We start from the raw sequence: 21,962 nt of genomic DNA, 5'->3' as shown, positions 1-21,962 counted from the left end.
GAGCTTCAGAACTTGCTGCGGGTTCGAGTTAGCTTGCGCCAACACCGAGATACCAGCTTGTTGCAGCACTTGTGCCTTGCTCAGATTCGCCGTTTCCTGTGCGAAGTTGGCGTCCGTGATTTGCGACTGTGCCGACGACAGATCGGTCGATTCAGCTTGCTGCGACGTGGCGATTGCCGTGAAGCGGTTTTGCGCGGCACCCAGCGACGCCTGCAGGTTGTTGACGGTCTGCAGTGCGTTGTCGATGGAGACCATTGCTTCGTTCGCGCCGGTAACCGTGCTGATGTTCAGGTTCGAAACCGTCGGCGGGCTGTTGATCGCGTTGATCTGCGCAACTGCCGAAACCTGAGCGGCGGAACCTGCGCCTGCCGTCGTCGTTGCACCGGCCTGAAGTGCCAGAGCCGTACCCTGCGTACCCGTACCTGCCGTTGCGCCTGCGCCGAACACCGCGGATGCGACTGTCTGTGTGATCGCCTGGTTGTTCTGGTCGGTGAAGGTGTAGCCGCCCTTGCCGTCCGACAGCACGTTGATTGCCGTGATGGCCGGGCTGGCAGCCGTCGTGTAAGCACCCGACGCGTCCACGCTGACGTTGACCGTGCCCAGCGTTTGACCCGTTTGCACCAGGCCGCCGCCGATCTTCGCCGACGACATCGATTGGTTCAGGTTCAGGCTGATGGTCTGGCCAACGTTCGCGCCGACCTGGAACGTCACGCTGCCTGCCGAGCCGTCCAGAATGTTCGTGCCGTTGTACGTCGTTTGCGACGCGATACGGTTCACTTCCGAGATCTGTGCCGAAACTTCCTTCTGCAGTGCAGCCTGATCGCTCGGCGACAGCGTGCCGGTCGATGCCTGCACAGCCAGCTGACGAATACGTTGCAGGCTGGAGGTGAGCGAGGACAGTGCGCTCGATGCGGTTTGAATCATCGACACGCCGTCATTCGCATTCGACACGCCCTGGTTCAGGCCGTTGATCTGCGTTTGCATACGCGTCGAGATCGCCAGACCTGCTGCGTCGTCCGCTGCGCTGTTGATACGCTTGCCCGACGACAGACGGGTGATGGCTTGCGAAAGGGCACTTTGCGAGCCATTCAGGTTCTGCTGTGCAACCAGCGAATTGATGTTGCTATTGATTCCGAGCATGGAAGACCTCTCAAATAAAACCTTAGATTTATTACCGACATCCGCAACGGCAAACGTATTCGTTGATGCTCACCGCAACAGAAATGACGGCCTGGGCAAAGTAAACTTGAGAGGTTTGCGTAATTTCAGTGCCAGTTAATTTTGTCGAGTTTTGTCGAGTCCGTACATTTTCTCTGTCATCCTAATTAAATATAAACACATAAGCCGGATGAGCCAGCGCGCCCGTCTTCTCGAGCCCCCACGGGGCTCGAGAACGCATTGGAGATCGTCTTCGTGGCCTATCTGGAGATCACGAAGAAAATCTGCCGATAATCAATACTCATCACCCCGCGCGAATATCGCGCAAGGTTTGCGAGTACTTCCTCCGTTCCGGAGTCACACGATCGATTAAAGGTTCATCAATGTCTGATCGACCGTCTTTTGCGTCTTGATCGTTTGCGCGTTCGCTTGATAGTTACGCTGCGCGGTAATCATTTTCACCAGCTCGCTGGTCAGATCGACGTTCGAGTTTTCCACCGCGCCGCCTTGCAGCACGCCGTGATTCGTCGAACCGGGCCCGGAGATCTGCGCGACGCCCGATTGAGAGGTCTGCTGAAACTCGTTGTTGCCGAGGTTCACAAGTCCATTCTGGTTCGCGAAATTGGCGAGCACGATCTGGCCGAGCGCGGCGGTCTGCTGGTTCGAGTAGTTGCCGGTCACCGTGCCGTCGGCGCCGATTGTGAAGCTCGTCAGCGTGCCGGCGGCATAGCCGTCGGGCTGCAGCGAGTTCACGCCGTTCTTGCCGCCGTACTGCGTCGTGCCCGCAATGTTCAGCGTCAGGTTCTGCGGCGTCGAGGAACCATCGGTGGTCGGAACGCTGAAATTGAACGCGAACGGCGTAGTAGTCGCTACGCCGTTCTTGTCGGTGGTGCCGAGCAGCGTGCCCGATGAATTGAAGTTCGCGTGACCAACCAGGCTCGCCGTGCCGGTCGAGGTGCCCGCGTATACGTCCCACGTGCCGGCCGAGGTCTTGGTGAAATACATGTTGACTGTCTGCGAGCCGCCGAGCGAGTCGTAGACCGTCGTGCTGGTCGAGTAGTTGTACGTCGTCGAGGTGTTCTGGTTGAACGCAATCGGCGTCGGCGCGATCGTGTAGCTATCGTTGACAGCCGGCACGCCGTTGAACGTGATCGTCTGCCCGCCACCGAGCGGGATCGCCGTGCCTGATGTGTAAGTGCCGCTGGTCGACGTGCCGAGGGTGTTGTCGGTCACCGTGTAGGCGGTCGCACTCGTAAACTTAACGGTGTAGTTGTCGTTGTTCGTGCCCGAAGCGGGATGCGTGATGGTCGCGCCAGGCGTAGTGAGCGTGCCGGTGTTGGTGCCGGCTGTCACGGCCGGCGTGCCGAGCATCAGCCGGTCCTGCGCGTTCAGGTTCAGGCCGGCAACGATCTTCGTGGTTGCTTGCGGCGCGATGTTCGCGGTCGGCACGTTGAGCGGCACAGTTTGCGCGGTATTGATGACACCCGCGCCGTTCGCCGCATAACCCATCAGCTTCAGGCCTTGCGCATTGGTGATGTAACCGTTCTTGTCGAGCTGGAACACGCCGTTGCGCGAGTACACCAGCGAGCCATTGTTCGACATCTGGAAGAAGCCGTTGCCGTTGATCGCGACGTTGAGCGCCTGGTTGGTGCCGCTAATCGTGCCTTGCGAGAATTGCTGCTGCACTTCGGAGAGCCGGGTGCCGATGCCGATCTGGTTGCTTACCGCCGTCGCCACCGAATTGGCGTACATGTCGGCGAACTGCGCATTCCCGCTCTTGAAACCAACTGTATGGGAGTTGGAAATATTGTTGCCAATTACGTCGAGATTCTGCGACGCTGCCGACACCCCACTCAAACCTTGCTGGTACCCCATCGTGGTCTCCGTTCCAGAAAATCGTAACTCGGTGGATTTAAGGCTATTGGTTGTTCTTTGACGCGATGCACGGGCCAGCGCATCTACCCACTATGCCCGCATTCTTACAATTGTTTCAAATGTTACGCTATATTTCTGGAAAGTATTGTGCAGATTTGTCGTAGGAATGCGGCTACCTGAGCCTGCGCCTGATCTTTATGCGAATCCGCTGGATTGCCAGGCACCACCGCTGCGGATTGATGTCCGCGAGTGTCGATTTCTGCGGGTACCGTTCGTCGTTGGGTAAACGGCTACGCTGGCCGTCATTGCGCCATAGCGCGCCCCGCAACCGCCACAGGTGACCACGATGACCCTGAAGCTCTACGCCCACCCCTTCTCCTCGTACTGCCAGAAGGCGCTGACCGCGCTTTACGAAAACGGCACGCCGTTCGAACTGCGCCTTCTGGCGCACGACGATCCACAGGTCATGGCGGAATTCGCCGCGCTCTGGCCGATCAAGCGCTTTCCCGTGCTGGTCGACGGCAGCCGGACCGTGATGGAGGCGAGCATCATCATCGAGTATCTCGGCTTGTATCACCCCGGGCCCGTGCCGCTCCTGCCGGCCGACGCCCGCGCCGCGCTGGAAGTGCGCAGCATGGATCGCTTCTTCGACAATTACATTTCCACGCCGCAGCAGAAGATCGTGTACGACAGCATGCGCGCCGAGACGGAGCGTGATCCGCGCGCCGTGGCCGATGCCCGCAATATGCTCGACACCGCCTACGGCTGGCTCGACACGGTAATGGCCGGGCGCGAATGGGCGGCCGGCGATACGTTCAGCCTCGCCGATTGCGGCGCGGGACCGTTCCTGTTCTATGCCGACTGGACGCATCGCATCAGCCCGGCTTTTGAGCATGTGCTCGCCTACCGCAAGCGGCTGCTGGCCCGGCCGTCGTTCGCACGCGCGGTCGACGAAGCACGCCCGTACCGGCCGCTGTTTCCGCTCGGTGCGCCCGACCGGGATTGAACACGCCAGCGCAGCAGACCGGGGACGCCCGGTACACCCAGGGCACGACGGCGCCAACCCGCGAATAACCCGACAGAGGTGCCCGTCTGCGCGCGGCGCTGAGCTCATTGCCACAACACGATTTCCAACCTATACACTTCACTTCGAAACCCACATCCGCCCATCACTCATAAGGCAAAACATGGACCGTTTCGAAGCGATGGAGATATTTACGCGGGTGGTCGAGGCGAACAGCTTCACCAAAGTATCCGAGTCGCTCGACCTGCCCCGCGCCAAAGTCAGCCGCACCATTCAGGCTCTGGAAGAGCATGTCGGCGTGCGGTTGCTGAACCGTTCGACGCGGCAGGTCAGCGTTACCGAAGACGGCGCGCTGTTCTACGAGCGCTGCGTGCGCATCCTCGCGGAAGTCACCGACGCCGAATCGTCGCTATCGAACAAGCGCGAGAATCCGAGCGGCACGATTCGCGTGGATACCTCCGGCACGCTCGCCCGCGCGCTGCTGCTGCCCGCGCTCGACGATTTCTACCGGCAATACCCCGAGATCGACGTGCGGCTCGGGCTGGCGGATCGCAATATCGATCTGATTCAGGACGGCGTGGATTGCGTGATCCGGATGGGCACGCCGGAAGAGTCGAGTCTCGTTGCGCGGCACATCGGCCAGGCGCGGATCGTGACCTGCGCGTCACCCGCCTATCTGGAGAAATTCGGCACGCCCACTACGCTCGACGAGCTCAGCGAGCATCGCGCCGTGAACTACATTTCCGCGCGCAGCGGCAAGACCTTTCCGTTCGAGTACGAGGTAGACGGCGAGATCGTCAAGGTCACGTTGAAGAGCGTGCTCGCGGTGAACGACGGCAGCGTCTATATCGGTGCGAGTGCGCTCGGCCACGGGATCATCCAGCCGTCGCGTTTCATGGTGGCCGATCTGATCGCGCAAGGTGCGCTTAGGGAAATTCTCACGGACTATACGAGCCCGGGTACGCCGCTGTCGATTCTGTACGCGCATCGCCGCAATCTGAGCTCACGGCTTCGCGCCTTCACCGAGTGGGTCACCGAACTGGCGCGAAATAATCCGGATCTGCGCATCACGGACCTTTGACGTTGCGGCACGGGGGCACTCTCCTCGTACACCGGATCCGCAGCATATCGCGCCTGGCAAACAAAAAGCCCCATGCGTCTCACCACGCATGGGGCTTTCTGCAACCCGAATCGCTCAGCGAATAAGCCGCCTTACGCAATCCGCTCCTCATTGGACGGATCGAACAACACCGCCTTCGACGTATCGAACAGCAGCGTCGTATTCGCCAACGGTTGCGGATTCGACGCCGGGTGCACACGGCTCACAATACGTTTGCCGTTGACCTGCGCGAACACGAGCGTGTCCGGCCCGGTGGGCTCGATCACGTCGACCTTCACTTCGATCGGCTGCAACGACGCATTGTCGCCATGCGCGCCGCGTGCATCCGTAATGCGCTCCGGACGCAGGCCCAGAATCACTTCGCGCCCCAGGTGCGACTTCACTTTCGCGGAGTCGAACGGCAGGTTCAGCACGCCGCGCATGCCGCCCGTATCCAGTTCGATGCCGACGCCCGAACCCTGCTCCACCAGCTTGCCCTGGATGAAGTTCATCGGCGGTGCGCCGATGAAGCCGGCCACGAACAGATTGGCCGGCGAGTCGTAGATGTCCTGCGGCGCGCCGAACTGCTGGACGATGCCGTCTTTCATGACCGCGATGCGATCGCCGAGCGTCATTGCTTCGATCTGATCGTGCGTCACGTAGACGATCGTGGTGCCGAGACGTTGATGCAACAGCTTGATTTCCGAACGCATCTCGATACGCAGTTTCGCGTCGAGGTTCGACAGCGGTTCGTCGAACAGGAACATCACCGGATCGCGCGCGAGCGCGCGGCCCATAGCCACGCGCTGACGCTGACCGCCGGACAGCTGACCCGGCTTGCGGTCCAGCAGGTGCGTGATCTGCAGCGTGTTCGACACGCGGTCGACGATCTGCGCCTGCTCCTGCTTCGGCACCTTGCGAATGTTCAGGCCGAACGAGATGTTCTCGCGCACCGTCATGGACGGATACAGCGCGTACGACTGGAACACCATCGCGATATCGCGATCTTTCGGCGAGAGGTTGTTCACCGTCTTGCCGTCGATCTGGATCTCGCCCTTGGTGACGGTTTCGAGGCCGGCGATCATGTTGAGCAGCGTCGACTTCCCGCAGCCCGAGCCGCCGACGAGAATCAGGAACTGGCCGTCTTCGATGTCGATGTTGACACCCTTCAGAACCGGCACCCCGTTCGGGTAAGTCTTGTACACGTCACGGATGGAAAGGCTTGCCATGCTGTGAATCCTCTTGTCTCTGGTACCGCTTGAAAACTTCTGGTCGAATGACGGCGGCGCACTATTAACGACGCCCCGCCGCGATGCGTATGGTTTAACCCCGCGTCTAGCCCTTGACTGCGCCCGCCGTCAGACCGCGCACGAAATATCGGCCGGCGACGATGTAGACGAGCAAGGTCGGCAGTGCGGCGATGATCGCGCCGGCCATGTCCACGTTGTATTCCTTCACGCCGGTCGAGGTGTTCACGAGGTTGTTCAGCGCCACCGTGATCGGCATCGAATCGACACCGGAGAACACAATCCCGAACAGGAAGTCATTCCAGATCTGCGTGAATTGCCAGATCAGGCACACCATGAAAATCGGCAGCGACACCGGCATGAGAATCTTCGTGAAGATCGTGAAGAAACCCGCACCGTCGATCCGCGCGGCCTTCACGAGCTCAGCCGGAATACTCACGTAGAAGTTGCGGAAGAACATCGTGGTGAAGGCGATACCGTAGATCACGTGCACTACCACCAGACCGGTCGTCGTGTTCGACAGGCCAAGCAGGCCTTCGAAACGCGCCATCGGCAGCAGGATTGCCTGGAACGGAATGAAGCAGCCGACCAGGATCATGGTGAAGATCGGATCCGCGCCACGGAAACGCCAGTGCGTGAGCACATAACCGTTGAACGCGCCGATGATCGACGAGATCAGCACGGCCGGAATCACCATGCGCACGGAGTTCATGAAGAACGGCTGCATACCGTCGCAGCGCACCCCGGTACATGCACCGCTCCATGCCTTGATCCACGGATCGATTGTCCAGTGAGTCGGCGGCGTGAGCAGATTGCCGGAGCGCAGCTGGTCGATGTCCTTGAACGACGTGGACAGCATCACGTACAGCGGAAACAGGAAATACAGGGCAAACAGAAACAAGGCCGCATAAATGACGGCACGGCTGATCGTCATCTTAGGCTGCATTGCGGGTGCTCCTCGATTCCAGATACATCAGCGGCACGAGCACGGCCACAACGGTAGCGAGCATCATCATCGACGATGCCGCGCCGACGCCCAGCTGCCCGCGATTGAACGAAAACGTGTACATGAAAATAGCCGGCAGCGACGAAGACGTACCCGGGCCGCCCGCGGTCAACGCAACGACCAGGTCGAAGGTCTTGATCGTGATGTGGCAAAGAATCAGCAGCACGGAGAAGAACACCGGGCGCATGCTCGGAATCACGATCTTGCGATAGATGGTAGGCAAGCCCGCACCGTCCATCTGCGCGGCCTTGAAGATTTCACCGTCGACACCGCGCAGGCCCGCGAGAAACAGCGCCATCACGAAGCCGGTGGATTGCCATACCGCCGCGATCACGACGCAGAAAATCGCCTTGTCAGGGTCGCCGAGCCAGCTGAACGAAAAGCTCGTCCAGCCCCAGTCGTGGAACACCTTTTCGAGGCCGACGCTCGGCGTCATGATCCACTGCCATGCCGTACCCGTCACGATGAACGAGAGCGCCATCGGATAAAGGAACACGGCGCGCAGCGCGCCTTCATTGCGAATCTGCTGATCGAGCAGGATCGCGAGGAACAGGCCGAGGCCGATACAGATAGCGATAAACGGAATGCCGAACCAGCCGAGGTTGGCAGCCGAGGTCCAGAACACATCGTTATCGAACAGTTCGCGATAACGATCGAGACCGACAAAATCATAGCGTGGCATCAGTCGCGAATTCGACAGCGACAGATAGCCGGTAATAGCGATGAAGCCATACACGAAGATCAGGCTGATCACGACGCTGGGTGCGAGCACCAGCTTCGGAATCCAGCGATCGGCGAGGGCCGCCATCGGCGACGTGCGGCGGGTCACGGTGGCCGTTTTCCCGTTTCCGCTGATAGAAGCAGTCACTACTCGACTCCTGCTGAAACTGTACCGCCGGATCGCTCACGCATGAAAGCGCGAGGCCGCAACGGCATAGGTGTGACTCGATGAAACCAGGGGTGAAGCGTCTCGCCCTAAGTAACGCAACGGCTGCAAGCATTCCGAAGAACGCGCCTGGCGCCCCCGCAGGGAACGGCCAGGCGCATGACTTCGCTTGACGCTACTTACTTGGTCTTCGCAGCCTTCGCAAGCGCGGCAACTGCGCTCTTCGAATCCTGCTGCGAGTTCATGAACTTCGTAACCACGTCCGAGATCGCACCGGCTGCTGCATCCGGTTGCGCCATGCCGTGTGCCAGCGAAGGCACATAGCCGCCCGACTTGATCGCCACCTGTTCATCCGCGTACGACTTCTTCGCGCAGTCGTCGAACTTGGCCATCGACACGCCCAGACGAACCGGGATCGAACCCTTGTTCAGGCTGAACTGCTCCTGGAAGTCCGGCGACATGATCGTCTTGGCCAGCGCCAGTTGACCCGGCGTTGCACCCGTCTGGCCCTTCTGCTGGAAGAACACGAACGAGTCGACGTTGAACGTGTACGACTTTTCCGTGCCCGGAACCGCAGCGCAGACGTAGTCCGAACCCGCCTTCTTGCCGGCGTTGGCGAACTCGCCCTTCGCCCAGTCGCCCATGAACTGCATGCCGGCCTTGCCGTTGATGACCATGGCCGTTGCCAGGTTCCAGTCACGGCCCGTGCGGCCCGCGTCGAAGTAACCCTGGATCTTGCGGACCGTGTCGAACACGCCGACCATCTGGTCCGACGTCAGCGTCTTCTCGTCGAGGTCGACCAGCGCCTTCTTGTAGAAGCCCGCGCCTTGCGACAGCACGACGTCTTCCCACAGCGTCAGGTCTTGCCACGGCTGACCGCCCATCGCGATCGGCTGGATGCCGGCGGCTTTCATCTTGTCAGCCACGGCGAAGAACTCAGGCCACGTGGTCGGCACCTTGCCGCCGGCCTTGTCCAATGCCGCCTTGTTGATGTACAGCCAGTTCACGCGGTGCACCGAGAACGGCGCAGCGACGTAATGACCGTCTGCGTGCATGATCTTGTCGATTTCCGGCGGCAGGTTCTTCTTCCAGTCGCCTGCTGCGGCGTCGATCGGCACCAGCACACCTTGCGAAGCCCAGTCCTGGATCAGCGGACCCTTGATCTGCGCGGCGCTCGGCGCATTACCCGAGATCACCTGCGTCTTGAGTGCCGTCATGGCAGCCGCACCTGCGCCGCCAGCAACCGCGAAGTCCTTCCACGTGTAACCCTGCTTCGTCATGTCGTCCTTGAGGACGCCGACGGCTTTCGATTCGCCGCCCGAAGTCCACCAGTGCAACACTTCGATCGACTCGGCAGCCTGCACGGCCGAGACGCCACACATCAGACCTGCGGCGCACAAAGCGCCCATGATCGCGCGAAATTTCATTGCTTATCTCCTCCAGACACCTGAACAAAAAACAAATGGCCCCTGATGTCGCCAGGGTGCTGTGGTTGGTTCAAACAGGCAAAACACTGGGCGATCGAGCACGGTCGGGCGCATGCTTCACGCATGTGCCGGCGGACCGATATCCGGCCGCTGGAAGCTCAAGAGATGAGTGGTTCGGGATGCAACTGACTGTCTCCTCTTTTGATTTTTGCCTGCCCGCGTCGCGCGCGGCAGACTCGAGGTGCCTCACACGTTAACCCTGACGCCAGACCCGCCTTCCGGCTTTCCGTAAGGGCCGCCGGGGGGCATGCTGGCGCGTGCTCGCACGCAATGTCCGTTAACATGCAGGGGACGCCTGCCGATTCGGGAAAACGCGCAACCAGCCTCACAGCGCACGCTTTTTTCATCGAATTAGCGCTACCTCTTGATTTGGATTGTAGTTAAACTACAATTCAGTGTCAAAAAATATTTTATCGGACTACGGTCGCCCTTTCCGAGCACCACGGCGGCCCCAGGATATCGACGGAGACTCATGCAAACCGATTCAAGCTTCACCTTCGTTCTCTTCGGCGGAACTGGCGATCTGTCGATGCGCAAGATCCTGCCGGCACTGTTTGAAGCGCACCGTGCAGGTGGCATGCTGGCCGACAGCGGCAAGATCTTCGCGGTTGCGCGGCATGTGGCGGATCGTGCCGGCTACCTGGAATGGGTCAACGAGCACGTCAAGCCGCACGTGTCGAAGAACGGTCTGGATGAAGCCGCATGGGCGAGCTTCCTCGATCGGATCGAGTTCGTGAAGATCGATCTGGGCAAGCCTGAAGACTTCGTGCTGCTGCGCGACGCCGTGAGCGGCCTGCCCGGCATTCGGGTGTTCTATCTGGCAACGGGTCCGTCGCTGTTCGTGCCGATCTGCCACGCGCTGGCGTCGGTGGGGCTCAACGAAAATTCGCGCATCGTGCTGGAAAAGCCGCTCGGCTACGACCTCAAGTCGTCCAACGCAATTAATGATGCAGTCGGTGAAATCTTCGCTGAAGAACAGATCTACCGGATCGATCACTACCTCGGCAAGGAGCCGGTGCAGAACCTGCTCGCCCTGCGCTTCGGCAATGTGCTGTTCGAGCCGCTGTGGCGCCGCGAATGGGTGGAAAGCATCCAGATTACGATTGCGGAAGAACTCGGCGTGGAAGCGCGCGGCGACTTCTACGACAACACCGGCGCATTGCGCGACATGGTGCAGAACCATTTGCTGCAACTGCTTTCCATCGTCGCGATGGAACCGCCGCATTCGATGGATTCCGACTCGGTGCGTGACGAGAAGCTGCGTGTGCTGCGCGCCTTGAAGCCGATCGATCCGCGCGATATTGGCAAGGTCGCGGTGCGCGGCCAGTATCATGCGGGCGTGATCCGCGGCAACGCGGTGCCGGCGTATGCTACCGAACCTGGCGTGAAGCCGGAGAGCACGACCGAAACCTTCGTTGCGCTGAAGGTGGAAATCGAGAACTGGCGCTGGGCCGGCGTGCCGTTCTTCCTGCGCACCGGCAAGCGTCTTGCGGACCGTGTCGCTGAGATCGTGGTGAATTTTCGTGCGGTGCCGCATTCGGCGTTGGGCGCGTCCGCGTTGCGCGGCGGTGCGAATCGCCTGGTGATCCGTTTGCAGCCGAACGAGACCATTCGTCTCTACTGTCTGGCCAAGCAACCGGGCGAAGGCATGAACCTCGCCAGCGTCCACCTCGACCTCGCATTTGACCGGTTCTTCCGCGAAGGGCAGATGGAGGCGTATCAGCGCCTGTTGCTCGATGTCATCAACGGCCGCCTCGCGCTGTTTGTGCGGCGTGACGAGCAGGAAGCGGCATGGCGCTGGGTCGAGCCTATCCTCAACGAATGGGCCGCGTCGAACAAGCCGCCCAAGCCGTATGCAGCAGGCACGTGGGGACCGGCCGCGGCGAGCGCGATGCTGGCGCAGCATGGCACCTGCTGGCTCGAGGAAGAGAATTGAAGCAATTGAATTACGGCGCCGCGCGTTGCCCGATTACGATCGAAGCACAGCGCAGCGCCTGCGGGATCCACTGACGAACTGAACGGAACGGCGCCGGTATCACGAAGGCACCTGCAAGTCATCCCGCTTGCAGGCATCGCGCGAGAGCAGCACGGCACGTTCCGCAGATCTAACAAGAAAGCAGCACGGAGGAGAAGTGATCGAGCTTCACGCTTTCGACGATCAACGCGCCCAATCCGACGCGTTGGCGAAAGCGGTTGGCGACGCGTTACATGCGTCGCTCGCCGCACAGGCGGCCACGGCCGCCGCGGGCACGCCACATCCTGGCGCGCGGCCGGCAGTCCTTGCAGTGTCCGGCGGCACCAGTCCACGTCCGTTCCTGCAGACGTTGTCCACGCAACCCTTCGACTGGGCGCGCATTGCCGTGACGCTGGTCGACGATCGCTGGGTGCCGGAGACGGACAGCGCGAGCAATTCACAACTCGTGCATGACACGCTGTTGCAGAACGCCGCGAAACACGCCACTTTCTGGCCGCTGGTGGACGCGACGCAGGATCTGAACGCGCATGTTGCCGCGCTGAACGCCGACCCGCGCTTTAGCGCCGTGCCGGATGTCGCGATTCTCGGCATGGGCGAAGACGGCCACACCGCGTCGATTTTCGCGGATGCGCCCGAATGGGATTACGCGATCACCACGCCCGAGCGCTTCGTTGCCGTGCATCCCGGCAGCGCGCCGCATGCACGCGTGAGCTGGTCGCTCTCCGCGCTGAAAGAAGTGAAGCATCTGTTTTTGCTGATCGCAGGACCGCGAAAGATGGACGTGCTGAATGCCGCCGCCGCTTCGCTACAAAAAAATGCCATCTCGCAGTTGGCAAACGACAAGGGAGTGAGACTCGATGTCTACTGGTGTGCAAACTAAGGCTGTTCCGGGCGCGGGCCAGCACGCCGATGGACCGAGGCTGCTCGCCGACATCGGCGGCACCAACGCGCGCTTCGCGCTCGAAACCAGCCCCGGCGAGATCAGCTCGGTGCAGGTCTATCCGTGCGCGGACTATCCGGGCGTTGCCGAAGTCATCAAGAAGTACCTGAAGGACACCAGGATCGGCCGCGTGAATCACGCGGCGATTGCGATTGCGAATCCGGTCGACGGCGATCAGGTCAGGATGACCAATCACGACTGGAGCTTTTCGATCGAAGCCACGCGCCGTACGCTCGGCTTCGACACGCTGCTGGTGGTGAACGACTTTACCGCGCTGGCCATGGCGCTGCCTGGCCTGACCGACACGCAACGCGTGCAGGTAGGCGGCGGCACGCGCCGTCCGAACAGCGTGATCGGCCTGCTCGGCCCGGGTACCGGCATGGGCGTATCCGGCCTGATTCCGGCCGACGACCGCTGGATCGCGCTGGGCAGCGAAGGCGGCCACGCCACCTTCGCGCCGGCCGACGAGCGCGAAGACATCGTGCTGCAGTACGCGCGCAAGAAGTGGTCGCACGTCTCGTTCGAGCGTGTGGCGGCGGGCCCCGGCATCGAGGTGATTTACCGTGCGCTGGCCGGTCGCGACAAGAAGCGTGTGGCGGCGAACGTCGACACGATCGAGATCGTCAAACGCGCGATGGAAGGCGAGCCGCTCGCGGCCGAATCCGTCGATGTGTTCTGCGGAATTCTCGGCACCTTCGCGGGCAACATCGCGGTGACGCTCGGCGCACTGGGCGGCATTTACATTGGCGGCGGCGTGGTGCCGCGGCTCGGCGAATTCTTCGCGCGCTCGTCGTTTCGCAAGCGCTTCGAGGCGAAGGGCCGCTTCGAGGCATATTTGCAGAACGTGCCGACCTACGTGATTACCGCTGAATACCCCGCGTTTCTGGGGGTTTCGGCGATTCTCGCGGAACAGTTGTCGAACCGCACGGGCGGCAGTTCATCGGCCGTGTTCGAGCGGATTCGCCAGATGCGCGATGCGTTGACGCCGGCCGAGCGCCGTGTGGCCGATCTCGCGTTGAATCATCCGCGTTCGATCATCAACGATCCGATCGTGGATATCGCGCGCAAGGCCGACGTGAGCCAGCCGACGGTGATCCGCTTTTGCCGCTCGCTTGGCTGCCAGGGCCTGTCCGATTTCAAGCTGAAGCTGGCGACGGGTTTGACCGGCACGATTCCGGTGAGTCACAGCCAGGTGCATCTGGGCGATACCGCGACGGACTTCGGTGCGAAGGTGCTCGACAACACCGTGTCGGCGATTTTGCAGTTGCGGGAGCATTTGAATTTCGACCAGGTCGAGCGGGCCATCGATCTGTTGAACGGCGCGCGGCGGATCGAGTTTTATGGGCTCGGCAATTCGAACATCGTCGCGCAGGATGCGCATTACAAGTTCTTCCGGTTTGGTATTCCGACGATTGCTTATGGCGATCTGTATATGCAGGCGGCGTCGGCTGCCTTGCTCGGCAAGGGTGATGTGATAGTTGCCGTGTCCAAGTCAGGACGTGCGCCTGAGCTGCTGCGTGTGCTGGATGTCGCCATGCAGGCGGGGGCCAAGGTGATTGCTATTACGTCGAGCAATACGCCGCTGGCCAAGCGGGCCACTGTCGCGTTGGAGACCGATCACATTGAGATTCGCGAGTCGCAGTTGTCGATGATTTCGCGGATCTTGCATCTTGTGATGATTGATATTCTTGCTGTGGGTGTGGCGATTCGGCGCGCCGTGCCGAGCGAGGATGTGGCTGAGACGGTCGCTAAGGCGCGACAAGGCGCGGATGATGATGCTACGGCTGTGCTTGACTGGTTAAGTCATGGGGCGGCGTCTTCGGCGCGGGATTAGTCGGGTTTTTTTTGGCCTTCGCGGCGCTTGTTTTTGTTTGTATGTGGTTTTGGTTTTTTCTTGATTTGTTGGTGGTTTGTTTTGTCTGTGGGTCTGCGGTGTTGGGCTTTCCTTGATTTCTTAGTGGTCTATTAGTGTTGCCCCTGTGCGGGGCGGCACTTACTTTCTTTGCCGCCGCAAAGAAAGATAAGCAAAGAAAGCGGCTCACCCCGCCAGCTCATAAGCGGGTCCCCTGGCTTGGAGGGGGTAGTGGTGCATCTGGAATCCGTGTTCTCGCACACTTCGCGTTAGCGGCACAGGGCTCATCCGCTCCCACTCCGCACTGCGTGCGTCGCGGACGGGTCTGCAAGGGAAACCAGAGGTTTCGTTTCGCGTAGCGGGGGCCATCGGCGTCGCCTCGGCGATGTGCCAAAAAACGCGCTGGTTCTCGAACCGCGCTTCGGCGCGCGTAGCGCCGCCGGAGGTATGACAGCCTTGTCACCAGGGCGGAATGTGCGAGAACACAGATTCCAGATGCACCACTACCGTGGCTGTGCGAGGGACCCGCTTATGAGCTGGCGGGGTGAGCCGCTTTCTTTTGCCTATCTTTTCTTTGCGGCAGGCAAAGAAAAGTAGGTGCCGCCCCGCACAGGGGCAACACTAATAGACCAATAACAAATCAAGGAAAGGCCAACGCCATAAAAGCACAAACAAAACAGACCACTAACACAGCAAGGAAAGGCCAACACCATAAAACCAACAGACAAGCAGAGGAACCCGGCCGACACCGCCTAACCCAATCCCTCAATCATTACCAACAGTCTCCGACAACCGTTTGAGCGTAGCCACCCGGGCGCCAATAATATCGATCCGCCCACGCTCATCGACCAACGGCGTAGTAGCGTTGAGATACGCAGTCCAGGCCCCTTGCGCACGCACCAACGTCGACCGCGAACGCGCCGGCATCTTCGCCTGCAAGCGGCGGTAATAACGATTCAGATCGAACATCGCGTGCTCGCACTGCGCATCCGCATTACAGGCACGCGGACGGCGCGGCGGCTCCCCGCCTGCGCTGATCCTGGCCACAGCGCTGCGCAGCGCAAGCGCGCGATCACGCACCGGCTGCAACTGCATATCGGCTTCGGCCAGCACATACATCGAGCCGCTCGTCGTCGCGAACACCGCCGCCAGCAACGGCTTCTCGACCTCACGCGAAGCCAGCCAGCTCGCCTGGCTCTTCTCCCACTGCTTGCGCCGCGCACGCGGCAACTTCGTGTCAAGCTGCTGCCACGCGCCATCCAACGCCGCCTTCCAGCCGATTCGAGCGTTGTCCATGCATTGCACCTGCCCCGTCGTCGACGACATGTCGCTGCGCGCAAGGCACGAACGCATCGACGCGTCGATCGGATCGGCGGCAGCGACTTCGGCATGAGCCGCCAAAGGCGTCACACCGAGCGTCACGGCAAGCACCACGCCGAACGCCGCCAACAACTTCCCCGATGCCGATGCCAAAGCCGGCGCGCCAAACGCGCGCCGCCAGCCGTCAGCGCCCAGCAGGGACTGCGCTATGCGCATCGTCAGGCGCGTACGCAATCGACAAAGTATTCGATGCGCCCATTGATAGTTTCGCCGACCAGCCCGTGGATATCCGTGTGGAAACCCGGGAAGCGTTCGTTGAATTCGCGCGCGAAACGCAAATAGTTGACGATGGTCTTGTTGAACCGTTCGCCCGGAATCAGCAGCGGAATGCCCGGCGGATACGGCGTCAACAGGATCGATGTGACGCGGCCTTCGAGTTCGTCGATCGGTACCCGGTCGACCTCGCGGTGCGCAAGCTTCGCGAACGCATCCGACGGCTTCATGGCCGGTTCCATGCTCGACAGGTACATCTCGGTCGTCAGGCGTGCAATGTCGTTCGCACGGTAGACGCTGTGGATCTGCTGGCACAGATCGCGCAGGCCGACGCGCTCGTACATAGGATGATGCGAGACGAACTCGGGCAGCACGCGCCACAGCGGCTGGTTGTTGTCGTAGTCGTCCTTGAACTGTTGCAGTTCGGTGACCATCGAGTTCCAACGGCCCTTGGTGATGCCGATCGTGAACATGATGAAGAACGAATACAAGCCGGTCTTCTCGACGATGATGCCGTGCTCGGCCAGGTACTTCGTGACGATCGCAGCCGGAATGCCGGACTCGCCGAAGCCGCCGTCCATGTCCAGACCCGGCGTCACGATGGTCGCCTTGATCGGGTCGAGCATGTTGAAACCGTCGGCGAGCGGGCCAAAACCGTGCCACGCGTCGTTCGGACGCAGCATCCAGTCTTCGCGCGAGCCGATACCCTCTTCCGCGAACTCCTCCGGACCCCACACCTTGAAGAACCAGTCGTCGACGTATTCGTCGTCGACCTTGCGCATCGCGCGGCGGAAGTCGAGCGCTTCGGCAATCGACTCTTCGACCAGCGCGGTGCCGCCCGGCGCTTCCATCATCGCCGCCGCCACGTCGCAGGAGGCGATGATCGCGTACTGCGGGCTCGTTGACGTATGCATCAGATACGCTTCATTGAAGCGGTGCTTGTCGAAGCGGCTGTTCTTCGAATCCTGCACGACGATCTGCGAAGCCTGCGAAATACCGGCCAGCAGCTTGTGCGTGGAGTGCGTCGCGAACACCAGCGCGCCGATCCGCGGACGGCCCGCGCCGATCGCGTGCATGTCCTGATAGAACTCGTGGAACTCGGCATGCGGCAGCCACGCTTCGTCGAAGTGCAGCGTATCGAGCCAGTCACCGAGCATTTCCTTGATCATCTCGACGTTGTAGATCACACCGTCGTAGGTGCTCTGCGTGATGGTCAGGATGCGCGGCTTCAGATCCGGATTCTTCGCCAGCGCTTCGCGCGCGAACGGATTCGCGAGGATCTTCTTCTTGATGTTTTCCGGCTCGAATTCGCTGCGCGGAATCGGGCCGATGATGCCGAAATTATTGCGCGTCGGCGTGAGGAACACCGGAATCGCGCCGGTCATGGTGATCGCGTGCAGGATCGATTTGTGGCAATTGCGGTCCACCAGCACGATGTCGCCCGGCGCCACCGTGCCGTGCCAGACGATCTTGTTCGAGGTCGACGTGCCGTTGGTCACGAAAAACACGTGGTCGGCGCTGAAAATACGCGCCGCATTGCGCTCGGACGCCGCGATCGGACCGGTGTGGTCGAGCAGTTGGCCGAGTTCGTCGACGGCATTACAGACGTCGGCGCGCAGCATGTTCTCGCCGAAGAACTGGTGGAACATCTGGCCAAGCGGGCTCTTCAGGAACGCGACGCCGCCCGAGTGCCCCGGGCAATGCCACGAATACGAGCCTTCGTCCGCGTACTGCACCAGTTCCTTGAAGAACGGCGGCGCGAGCGAATCCAGGTACACCTTGGTTTCGCGGATGATGTGGCGCGCGACGAATTCCGGCGTGTCCTCGAACATGTGGATGAAGCCGTGCAGTTCACGCAGGATGTCGTTCGGCAGGTGGCGCGAGGTGCGCGTTTCGCCGTACAGAAAGATCGGAATATCCGCGTTGCGGCGGCGCACTTCGGTCACGAACGCGCGCAGCGCGACGATCGCCGCGGCCAGTTCCGGCGTCTCACCTTCCACCACGACGTTATCGACGTACGGCAGCAGCTCGTCGTCGTCGATCGACAGGATGAAGCACGACGCGCGGCTCGACTGCTGCGCGAACGAGGTCAGATCGCCGTAGCTCGTCAACCCGAGCACTTCCACGCCTTCTTTCTCGATGGCTTCGGCCAGAGCCCGGATGCCGGAACCCGAGATGTTCTCGGAGCGAAAATCTTCGTCGATGATGACGACGGGAAAACGAAACTTCATGGGCGATTCTCCAAAAAGAACGACCGCTGCCTTTGATGAGGCAGCGGTCACCCGAATAGCTGGTGGGTCAGTACTGCCGGGCCTCAGGTCTTGGGCAACGTGACGCCGTGCTGACCTTGATATTTGCCGCCGCGATCCGCGTACGACGTTTCACAAATCTCGTCGCTTTCGAAAAACAGCACTTGAGCGACGCCTTCGTTCGCGTAGATTTTCGCAGGCAAAGGTGTCGTATTCGAGAATTCGAGCGTAACGTGCCCTTCCCATTCCGGTTCGAACGGCGTCACGTTGACGATGATCCCGCAACGCGCATAGGTGGATTTGCCCAGACACACGGTCAGGACGCTGCGCGGGATACGGAAATACTCGACGGTGCGGGCAAGCGCGAACGAATTCGGCGGAATGATGCAGACGTCGCCCTTGAAGTCGACAAACGATTTCTCGTCGAAGTTCTTCGGGTCGACGATGGTCGAGTTGATATTGGTGAAGATCTTGAATTCGTCGGCGCAGCGGATGTCGTAGCCGTAGCTCGACGTGCCGTAGCTGACAATCTTCCGGCCGTCTTCAGAAACGCGGACCTGATCGGGTGCGAACGGCTCGATCATATTGTGCGACGCGGCCATGCGCCGGATCCACTTGTCGGATTTGATAGTCATAGGTAAACGCTGCTCGACTTGAGTGACAGGTGTGTGACGGGGGTGTGACGGATAACACCCGGGGTAAGTTCCGGACCGGGTCCCGTCGGCTACGCGCCCCGAAAAGGCGCTTATTTTACGCGATCGTGAAATAGCTGCTGCAGGATGGCCTGAACGCCGCCGGCGCAGCCTTCACTGGCGAATCAGCCCGCATGCGAGCGCGGGGCCAGCACCATGCTGCGGATACGCATAAGGGTCGGTTGCGTCGTGATGCAACAGCACGGCGCGTTGCAGCACCGAGCGGATACCGTCGAGTGAGACGTCTGGTGCAACGATAAAGCCGGTGGCCACGCCATTGGCGTCCGCGTGGATGTTGCCGAGATCGCCTTCGACCCGGGCACCCGCTTTCAGACGCTCGGCTGCCGGCGAGAACACCGGACCGGCGCTGGAGCCGTCGGCGGCATTACAGTCGCCGCGCTCGTGCACCTGCAATGCGTGGTCGCTATTGGGCGGCAAGCCCGCCAGATTGTAAGTGACCTGCACGCCGTCCGAACGCTCGATGAACGTTACGAGGCCGCGCGCCTGATTGCCCACGGTGGGCAGCAACTGCGCGTCGGCGCGCTTTTCCTGTGGTCTCAGGAACGTGCTGCAGCCGCATAACAGCGCGCTGCTGGCAGCCAGGACGATGAATGCATACACCGCCTGCCCGTCGATTCGTTTTCCCATGCGATCCTCTTGCCGGCCTGGCGGCCGCCCCTGCGGCCGCCGAGCCGAACTTGTGAAGTCGACATGATACCGCGAGACCAGGCGCAAATTGACGCCGTGGCCCCGCTTTGACCCCGCTTTGACACCTTGCCTGAATGGCTACTCAGGTGTTCTGGACAACGATGCTGGGAAACTTCGATGTCATGTCGCGAGCCCGCTCGGCGATATGGATCGCCACCTTGCGCGCGATCGACCGGTAGACCCCGGCGATGCGGCCTTCCGGATCCGCCACCACGGTGGGTGTGCCGGAGTCGGCCTGCTCGCGGATGCCGATATCGAGCGGCAGGCTGCCGAGCACGTCCACGCCATATTCCTTGCCCATCCGCTCGCCGCCGCCCGCGCCGAAAATATGCTCTTCGTGGCCGCAATTCGAGCAGATATGCATACCCATGTTCTCGACGATGCCAAGAATAGGAATACCCACCTTCTCGAACATCTTGAGACCTTTCTTCGCGTCGAGCAGCGCGATGTCCTGTGGCGTGGTGACGATCACCGCCCCGGTTACCGGCACGCGCTGCGACAAGGTCAGCTGAATGTCGCCGGTGCCCGGCGGCATATCGACAATCAGGTAGTCGAGATCCTGCCAGTTGGTCTGCCGCAACAGCTGTTCGAGCGCCGAAGTGGCCATCGGGCCGCGCCACACCATCGGGTTGTCCTGCTCGATCAGAAAGCCGATCGAGTTGGCCTGCAAGCCGTGGCCGGTCATCGGGTTCATCGACTTTTCGTCGGGCGATTCGGGGCGGCCGGTAATGCCGAGCATCATCGGCAGCGAGGGGCCGTAGATATCCGCATCGAGAATGCCGACCGACGCGCCTTCGCTCGCGAGCGCCAGTGCGAGGTTCACGGCGGTCGTGCTCTTGCCGACCCCACCCTTGCCCGACGCCACCGCGACGATGTTCTTGACGTTCGGCAATAGTTTGACGCCGCGCTGCACGGTGTGTGCCGCGATGTTCTGGGACACCTCGACACGTGCGTTGGCCACGCCCGGAACGGCCTTCAGCGCGTCGGCGAACTGCGTACGGATCGCTTCAAACTGCCGTTTGGCCGGATAGCCGAGTACCACTTCGACGCCAACCGTGTCGCCCTCCACGGTGACGTTGCGGACGTTCCTGGCAGCCGCGTAGGGCTTGCCCGTGTTGGGGTCAGTGACGGCCGCGAGGGCGGCGTCGACCAAAGCCCGATCGATACTCATTGACACTCCGTGGGGAACACTTGCGGGGTGGCGGAATCCAAGTTTCGGCCACTTGCCAGAATTTGAAAAAAATTGTTAGGCAGCATTGCTAAAACCAGGCGCGCCGTGCACGCTTCGGGCAGGCGGAACGCCATGGGGTCGCATCGCTGCGTACTTCAGTCATCATTGTAGTGGCTGGCGCCAAGCCTTGCCGGAAGACCCTTCTCCACTGTCGGACCGGGACGAGGGAAGACGCAGGATTCTCGTATTTTCGACTTGTGCGCTTTACGGCCGTTACATCCGGCGGATAGATTTATCGCTTCCACCTGCTTCACTCAAGAGGAATCAAAAAATGAACGCAAAACTCATGACTCGCCTTGCCGTTTTCGCGGTTGCCGGTTCGCTGCTGGCAGGCTGCGCGACCCAACAAGGCACTAACACGGCAGTTGGCACGGGCGTGGGCGCCGGCACCGGCGCGGCGCTCGGCGCAATCTTCGGCGGCGGCAAGGGTGCGGCGATCGGCGCGGGCGTCGGCGCTGCGGTGGGCGGCATCACCGGCTACAACTGGCAAGCCATTCACAACAAGCTGTCGGGCGCCACCAAGGGCACCGGCACGCAGATCACCGAGCAGCCGGACGGCTCGCTCAAGCTGAACATCCCGAGCTCGGTCACATTCGACACCAACAGCTACGCGATCAAGCCGTCGTTCGCGCCGGTGCTGGATCAACTGACGCAGACCCTGCAACAGAATCCGGAACTGATCGCCCAGGTGGTCGGCTATACGGATAGCACGGGTCAGCCGGCGTACAACCAGACGCTGTCGGTTAACCGTGCGGAAAGCGTGACGGGCTATCTGGGGCAACGCGGCGTCGCGCCGCAACGCCTGTCGGCACAAGGCATGGGCCAGAACCAGCCGATCGCTGACAACAACACCGAAGCCGGCCGCGCCGCAAACCGCCGCGTGGAAATCTATCTGCGCGCCACGGCTCAGCACGCCACGCAATAACGGCACAGCCTGAAA

Annotated in this window: 17 protein-coding genes; 6 read left to right on the top strand and 11 right to left on the bottom strand. The window is 61.2% G+C overall.

Annotated elements, in window-relative coordinates; genetic code table 11:
- Together BCY88_RS22530 and BCY88_RS22525 are read right to left on the bottom strand one after the other, a co-directional pair.
- Positions 1–1,140 (bottom strand): flagellin (locus BCY88_RS22530; protein WP_120346374.1); only part of this gene is annotated, 1,140 nt, incomplete at its 3' end.
- 387 nt (positions 1,141–1,527) lie between these two features.
- The gene (locus BCY88_RS22525) at positions 1,528–3,033 is read right to left on the bottom strand and encodes a flagellar hook protein FlgE (RefSeq protein WP_120346373.1); all 1,506 of its coding nucleotides are present in this window, start codon (positions 3,031–3,033) and stop codon (positions 1,528–1,530) included.
- 346 nt (positions 3,034–3,379) lie between these two features.
- On the opposite strand from BCY88_RS22525, the gene BCY88_RS22520 reads away from it, so the two are divergent.
- Both BCY88_RS22520 and BCY88_RS22515 read left to right on the top strand, forming a co-directional pair.
- Positions 3,380–4,039 carry a glutathione S-transferase family protein gene (locus BCY88_RS22520; RefSeq protein WP_120346372.1) on the top strand — a complete coding sequence of 220 codons (660 nt, stop codon included), beginning with the start codon at positions 3,380–3,382 and terminating at the stop codon, positions 4,037–4,039.
- 181 nt (positions 4,040–4,220) lie between these two features.
- Complete coding sequence (locus BCY88_RS22515; protein WP_120346371.1) at positions 4,221–5,138, top strand: LysR family transcriptional regulator; 918 nt, start codon at positions 4,221–4,223, stop codon at positions 5,136–5,138.
- A 131-nt stretch (positions 5,139–5,269) separates the two neighbouring features.
- Here the strand turns inward: BCY88_RS22515 and BCY88_RS22510 are convergent, their stop codons facing one another.
- The 4 genes from BCY88_RS22510 to BCY88_RS22495 form a co-directional block, all read right to left on the bottom strand.
- Positions 5,270–6,385, bottom strand: coding sequence for an ABC transporter ATP-binding protein (locus tag BCY88_RS22510; RefSeq protein WP_120346370.1), 1,116 nt, complete (start codon positions 6,383–6,385; stop codon positions 5,270–5,272).
- Between the two features lie 106 nt (positions 6,386–6,491).
- On the bottom strand, positions 6,492–7,349 hold the full coding sequence (locus tag BCY88_RS22505; protein WP_120346369.1) for a carbohydrate ABC transporter permease: 858 nt from the start codon (positions 7,347–7,349) through the stop codon (positions 6,492–6,494).
- The gene (locus tag BCY88_RS22500) at positions 7,339–8,277 is read right to left on the bottom strand and encodes a carbohydrate ABC transporter permease (RefSeq protein ID WP_120346368.1); all 939 of its coding nucleotides are present in this window, start codon (positions 8,275–8,277) and stop codon (positions 7,339–7,341) included. The genes BCY88_RS22505 and BCY88_RS22500 overlap by 11 nt, the downstream gene beginning before the upstream one ends.
- 197 nt (positions 8,278–8,474) lie before the next feature.
- A complete protein-coding gene (locus tag BCY88_RS22495) occupies positions 8,475–9,722 on the bottom strand; it encodes an ABC transporter substrate-binding protein (RefSeq protein ID WP_120346367.1) in 1,248 nt (415 codons plus the stop codon).
- Positions 9,723–10,254: 532 nt separating this feature from the next.
- Between BCY88_RS22495 and zwf the strand changes: the two genes are divergently transcribed.
- The 3 genes from zwf to BCY88_RS22480 all read left to right on the top strand — a co-directional run bounded on the left by zwf (position 10,255) and on the right by BCY88_RS22480 (position 14,531).
- Positions 10,255–11,718: a glucose-6-phosphate dehydrogenase gene (gene zwf / locus BCY88_RS22490; protein WP_120346366.1), complete on the top strand. Its 1,464-nt coding sequence runs from the start codon at positions 10,255–10,257 to the stop codon at positions 11,716–11,718.
- Positions 11,719–11,914: 196 nt separating this feature from the next.
- Positions 11,915–12,637 carry a 6-phosphogluconolactonase gene (pgl, locus tag BCY88_RS22485; protein WP_120346365.1) on the top strand — a complete coding sequence of 241 codons (723 nt, stop codon included), beginning with the start codon at positions 11,915–11,917 and terminating at the stop codon, positions 12,635–12,637.
- On the top strand, positions 12,615–14,531 hold the full coding sequence (locus BCY88_RS22480; protein WP_120346364.1) for a bifunctional transcriptional regulator/glucokinase: 1,917 nt from the start codon (positions 12,615–12,617) through the stop codon (positions 14,529–14,531). Before pgl ends, BCY88_RS22480 begins: the two co-directional genes overlap by 23 nt.
- Positions 14,532–15,314: 783 nt before the next feature.
- Here the strand turns inward: BCY88_RS22480 and BCY88_RS22475 are convergent.
- From BCY88_RS22475 to apbC, 5 genes are all read right to left on the bottom strand, one after another.
- Positions 15,315–16,085, bottom strand: a complete 771-nt coding sequence (locus tag BCY88_RS22475; protein WP_120346363.1) for a lysozyme inhibitor LprI family protein — start codon at positions 16,083–16,085, stop codon at positions 15,315–15,317.
- Between the two features lie 2 nt (positions 16,086–16,087).
- Positions 16,088–18,373: an arginine/lysine/ornithine decarboxylase gene (locus tag BCY88_RS22470; protein WP_120346362.1), complete on the bottom strand. Its 2,286-nt coding sequence runs from the start codon at positions 18,371–18,373 to the stop codon at positions 16,088–16,090.
- A gap of 83 nt (positions 18,374–18,456) precedes the next feature.
- Complete coding sequence (gene dcd, locus BCY88_RS22465; RefSeq protein WP_012432068.1) at positions 18,457–19,026, bottom strand: dCTP deaminase; 570 nt, start codon at positions 19,024–19,026, stop codon at positions 18,457–18,459.
- 171 nt (positions 19,027–19,197) lie between these two features.
- Entirely contained in the window at positions 19,198–19,731 is a 534-nt protein-coding gene (locus tag BCY88_RS22460; protein WP_120346361.1) for a superoxide dismutase family protein, read from the bottom strand.
- A gap of 142 nt (positions 19,732–19,873) precedes the next feature.
- Positions 19,874–20,962: an iron-sulfur cluster carrier protein ApbC gene (apbC, locus tag BCY88_RS22455; protein ID WP_120346360.1), complete on the bottom strand. Its 1,089-nt coding sequence runs from the start codon at positions 20,960–20,962 to the stop codon at positions 19,874–19,876.
- A 331-nt stretch (positions 20,963–21,293) separates the two neighbouring features.
- Between apbC and BCY88_RS22450 the strand changes: the two genes are divergently transcribed.
- A complete protein-coding gene (locus BCY88_RS22450; protein ID WP_120346359.1) occupies positions 21,294–21,947 on the top strand; it encodes a YiaD family glycine zipper/OmpA-like lipoprotein in 654 nt (217 codons plus the stop codon).
- Positions 21,948–21,962: the final 15 nt, after the last annotated feature.

Origin of the sequence: Paraburkholderia fungorum, from assembly GCF_003610895.1 — a bacterium.
Classification (GTDB): domain Bacteria; phylum Pseudomonadota; class Gammaproteobacteria; order Burkholderiales; family Burkholderiaceae; genus Paraburkholderia; species Paraburkholderia fungorum_B.
The sequence above is the reverse complement of the archived record's forward strand: the minus strand, read 5'-3'. Positions and strand labels throughout refer to the sequence as shown.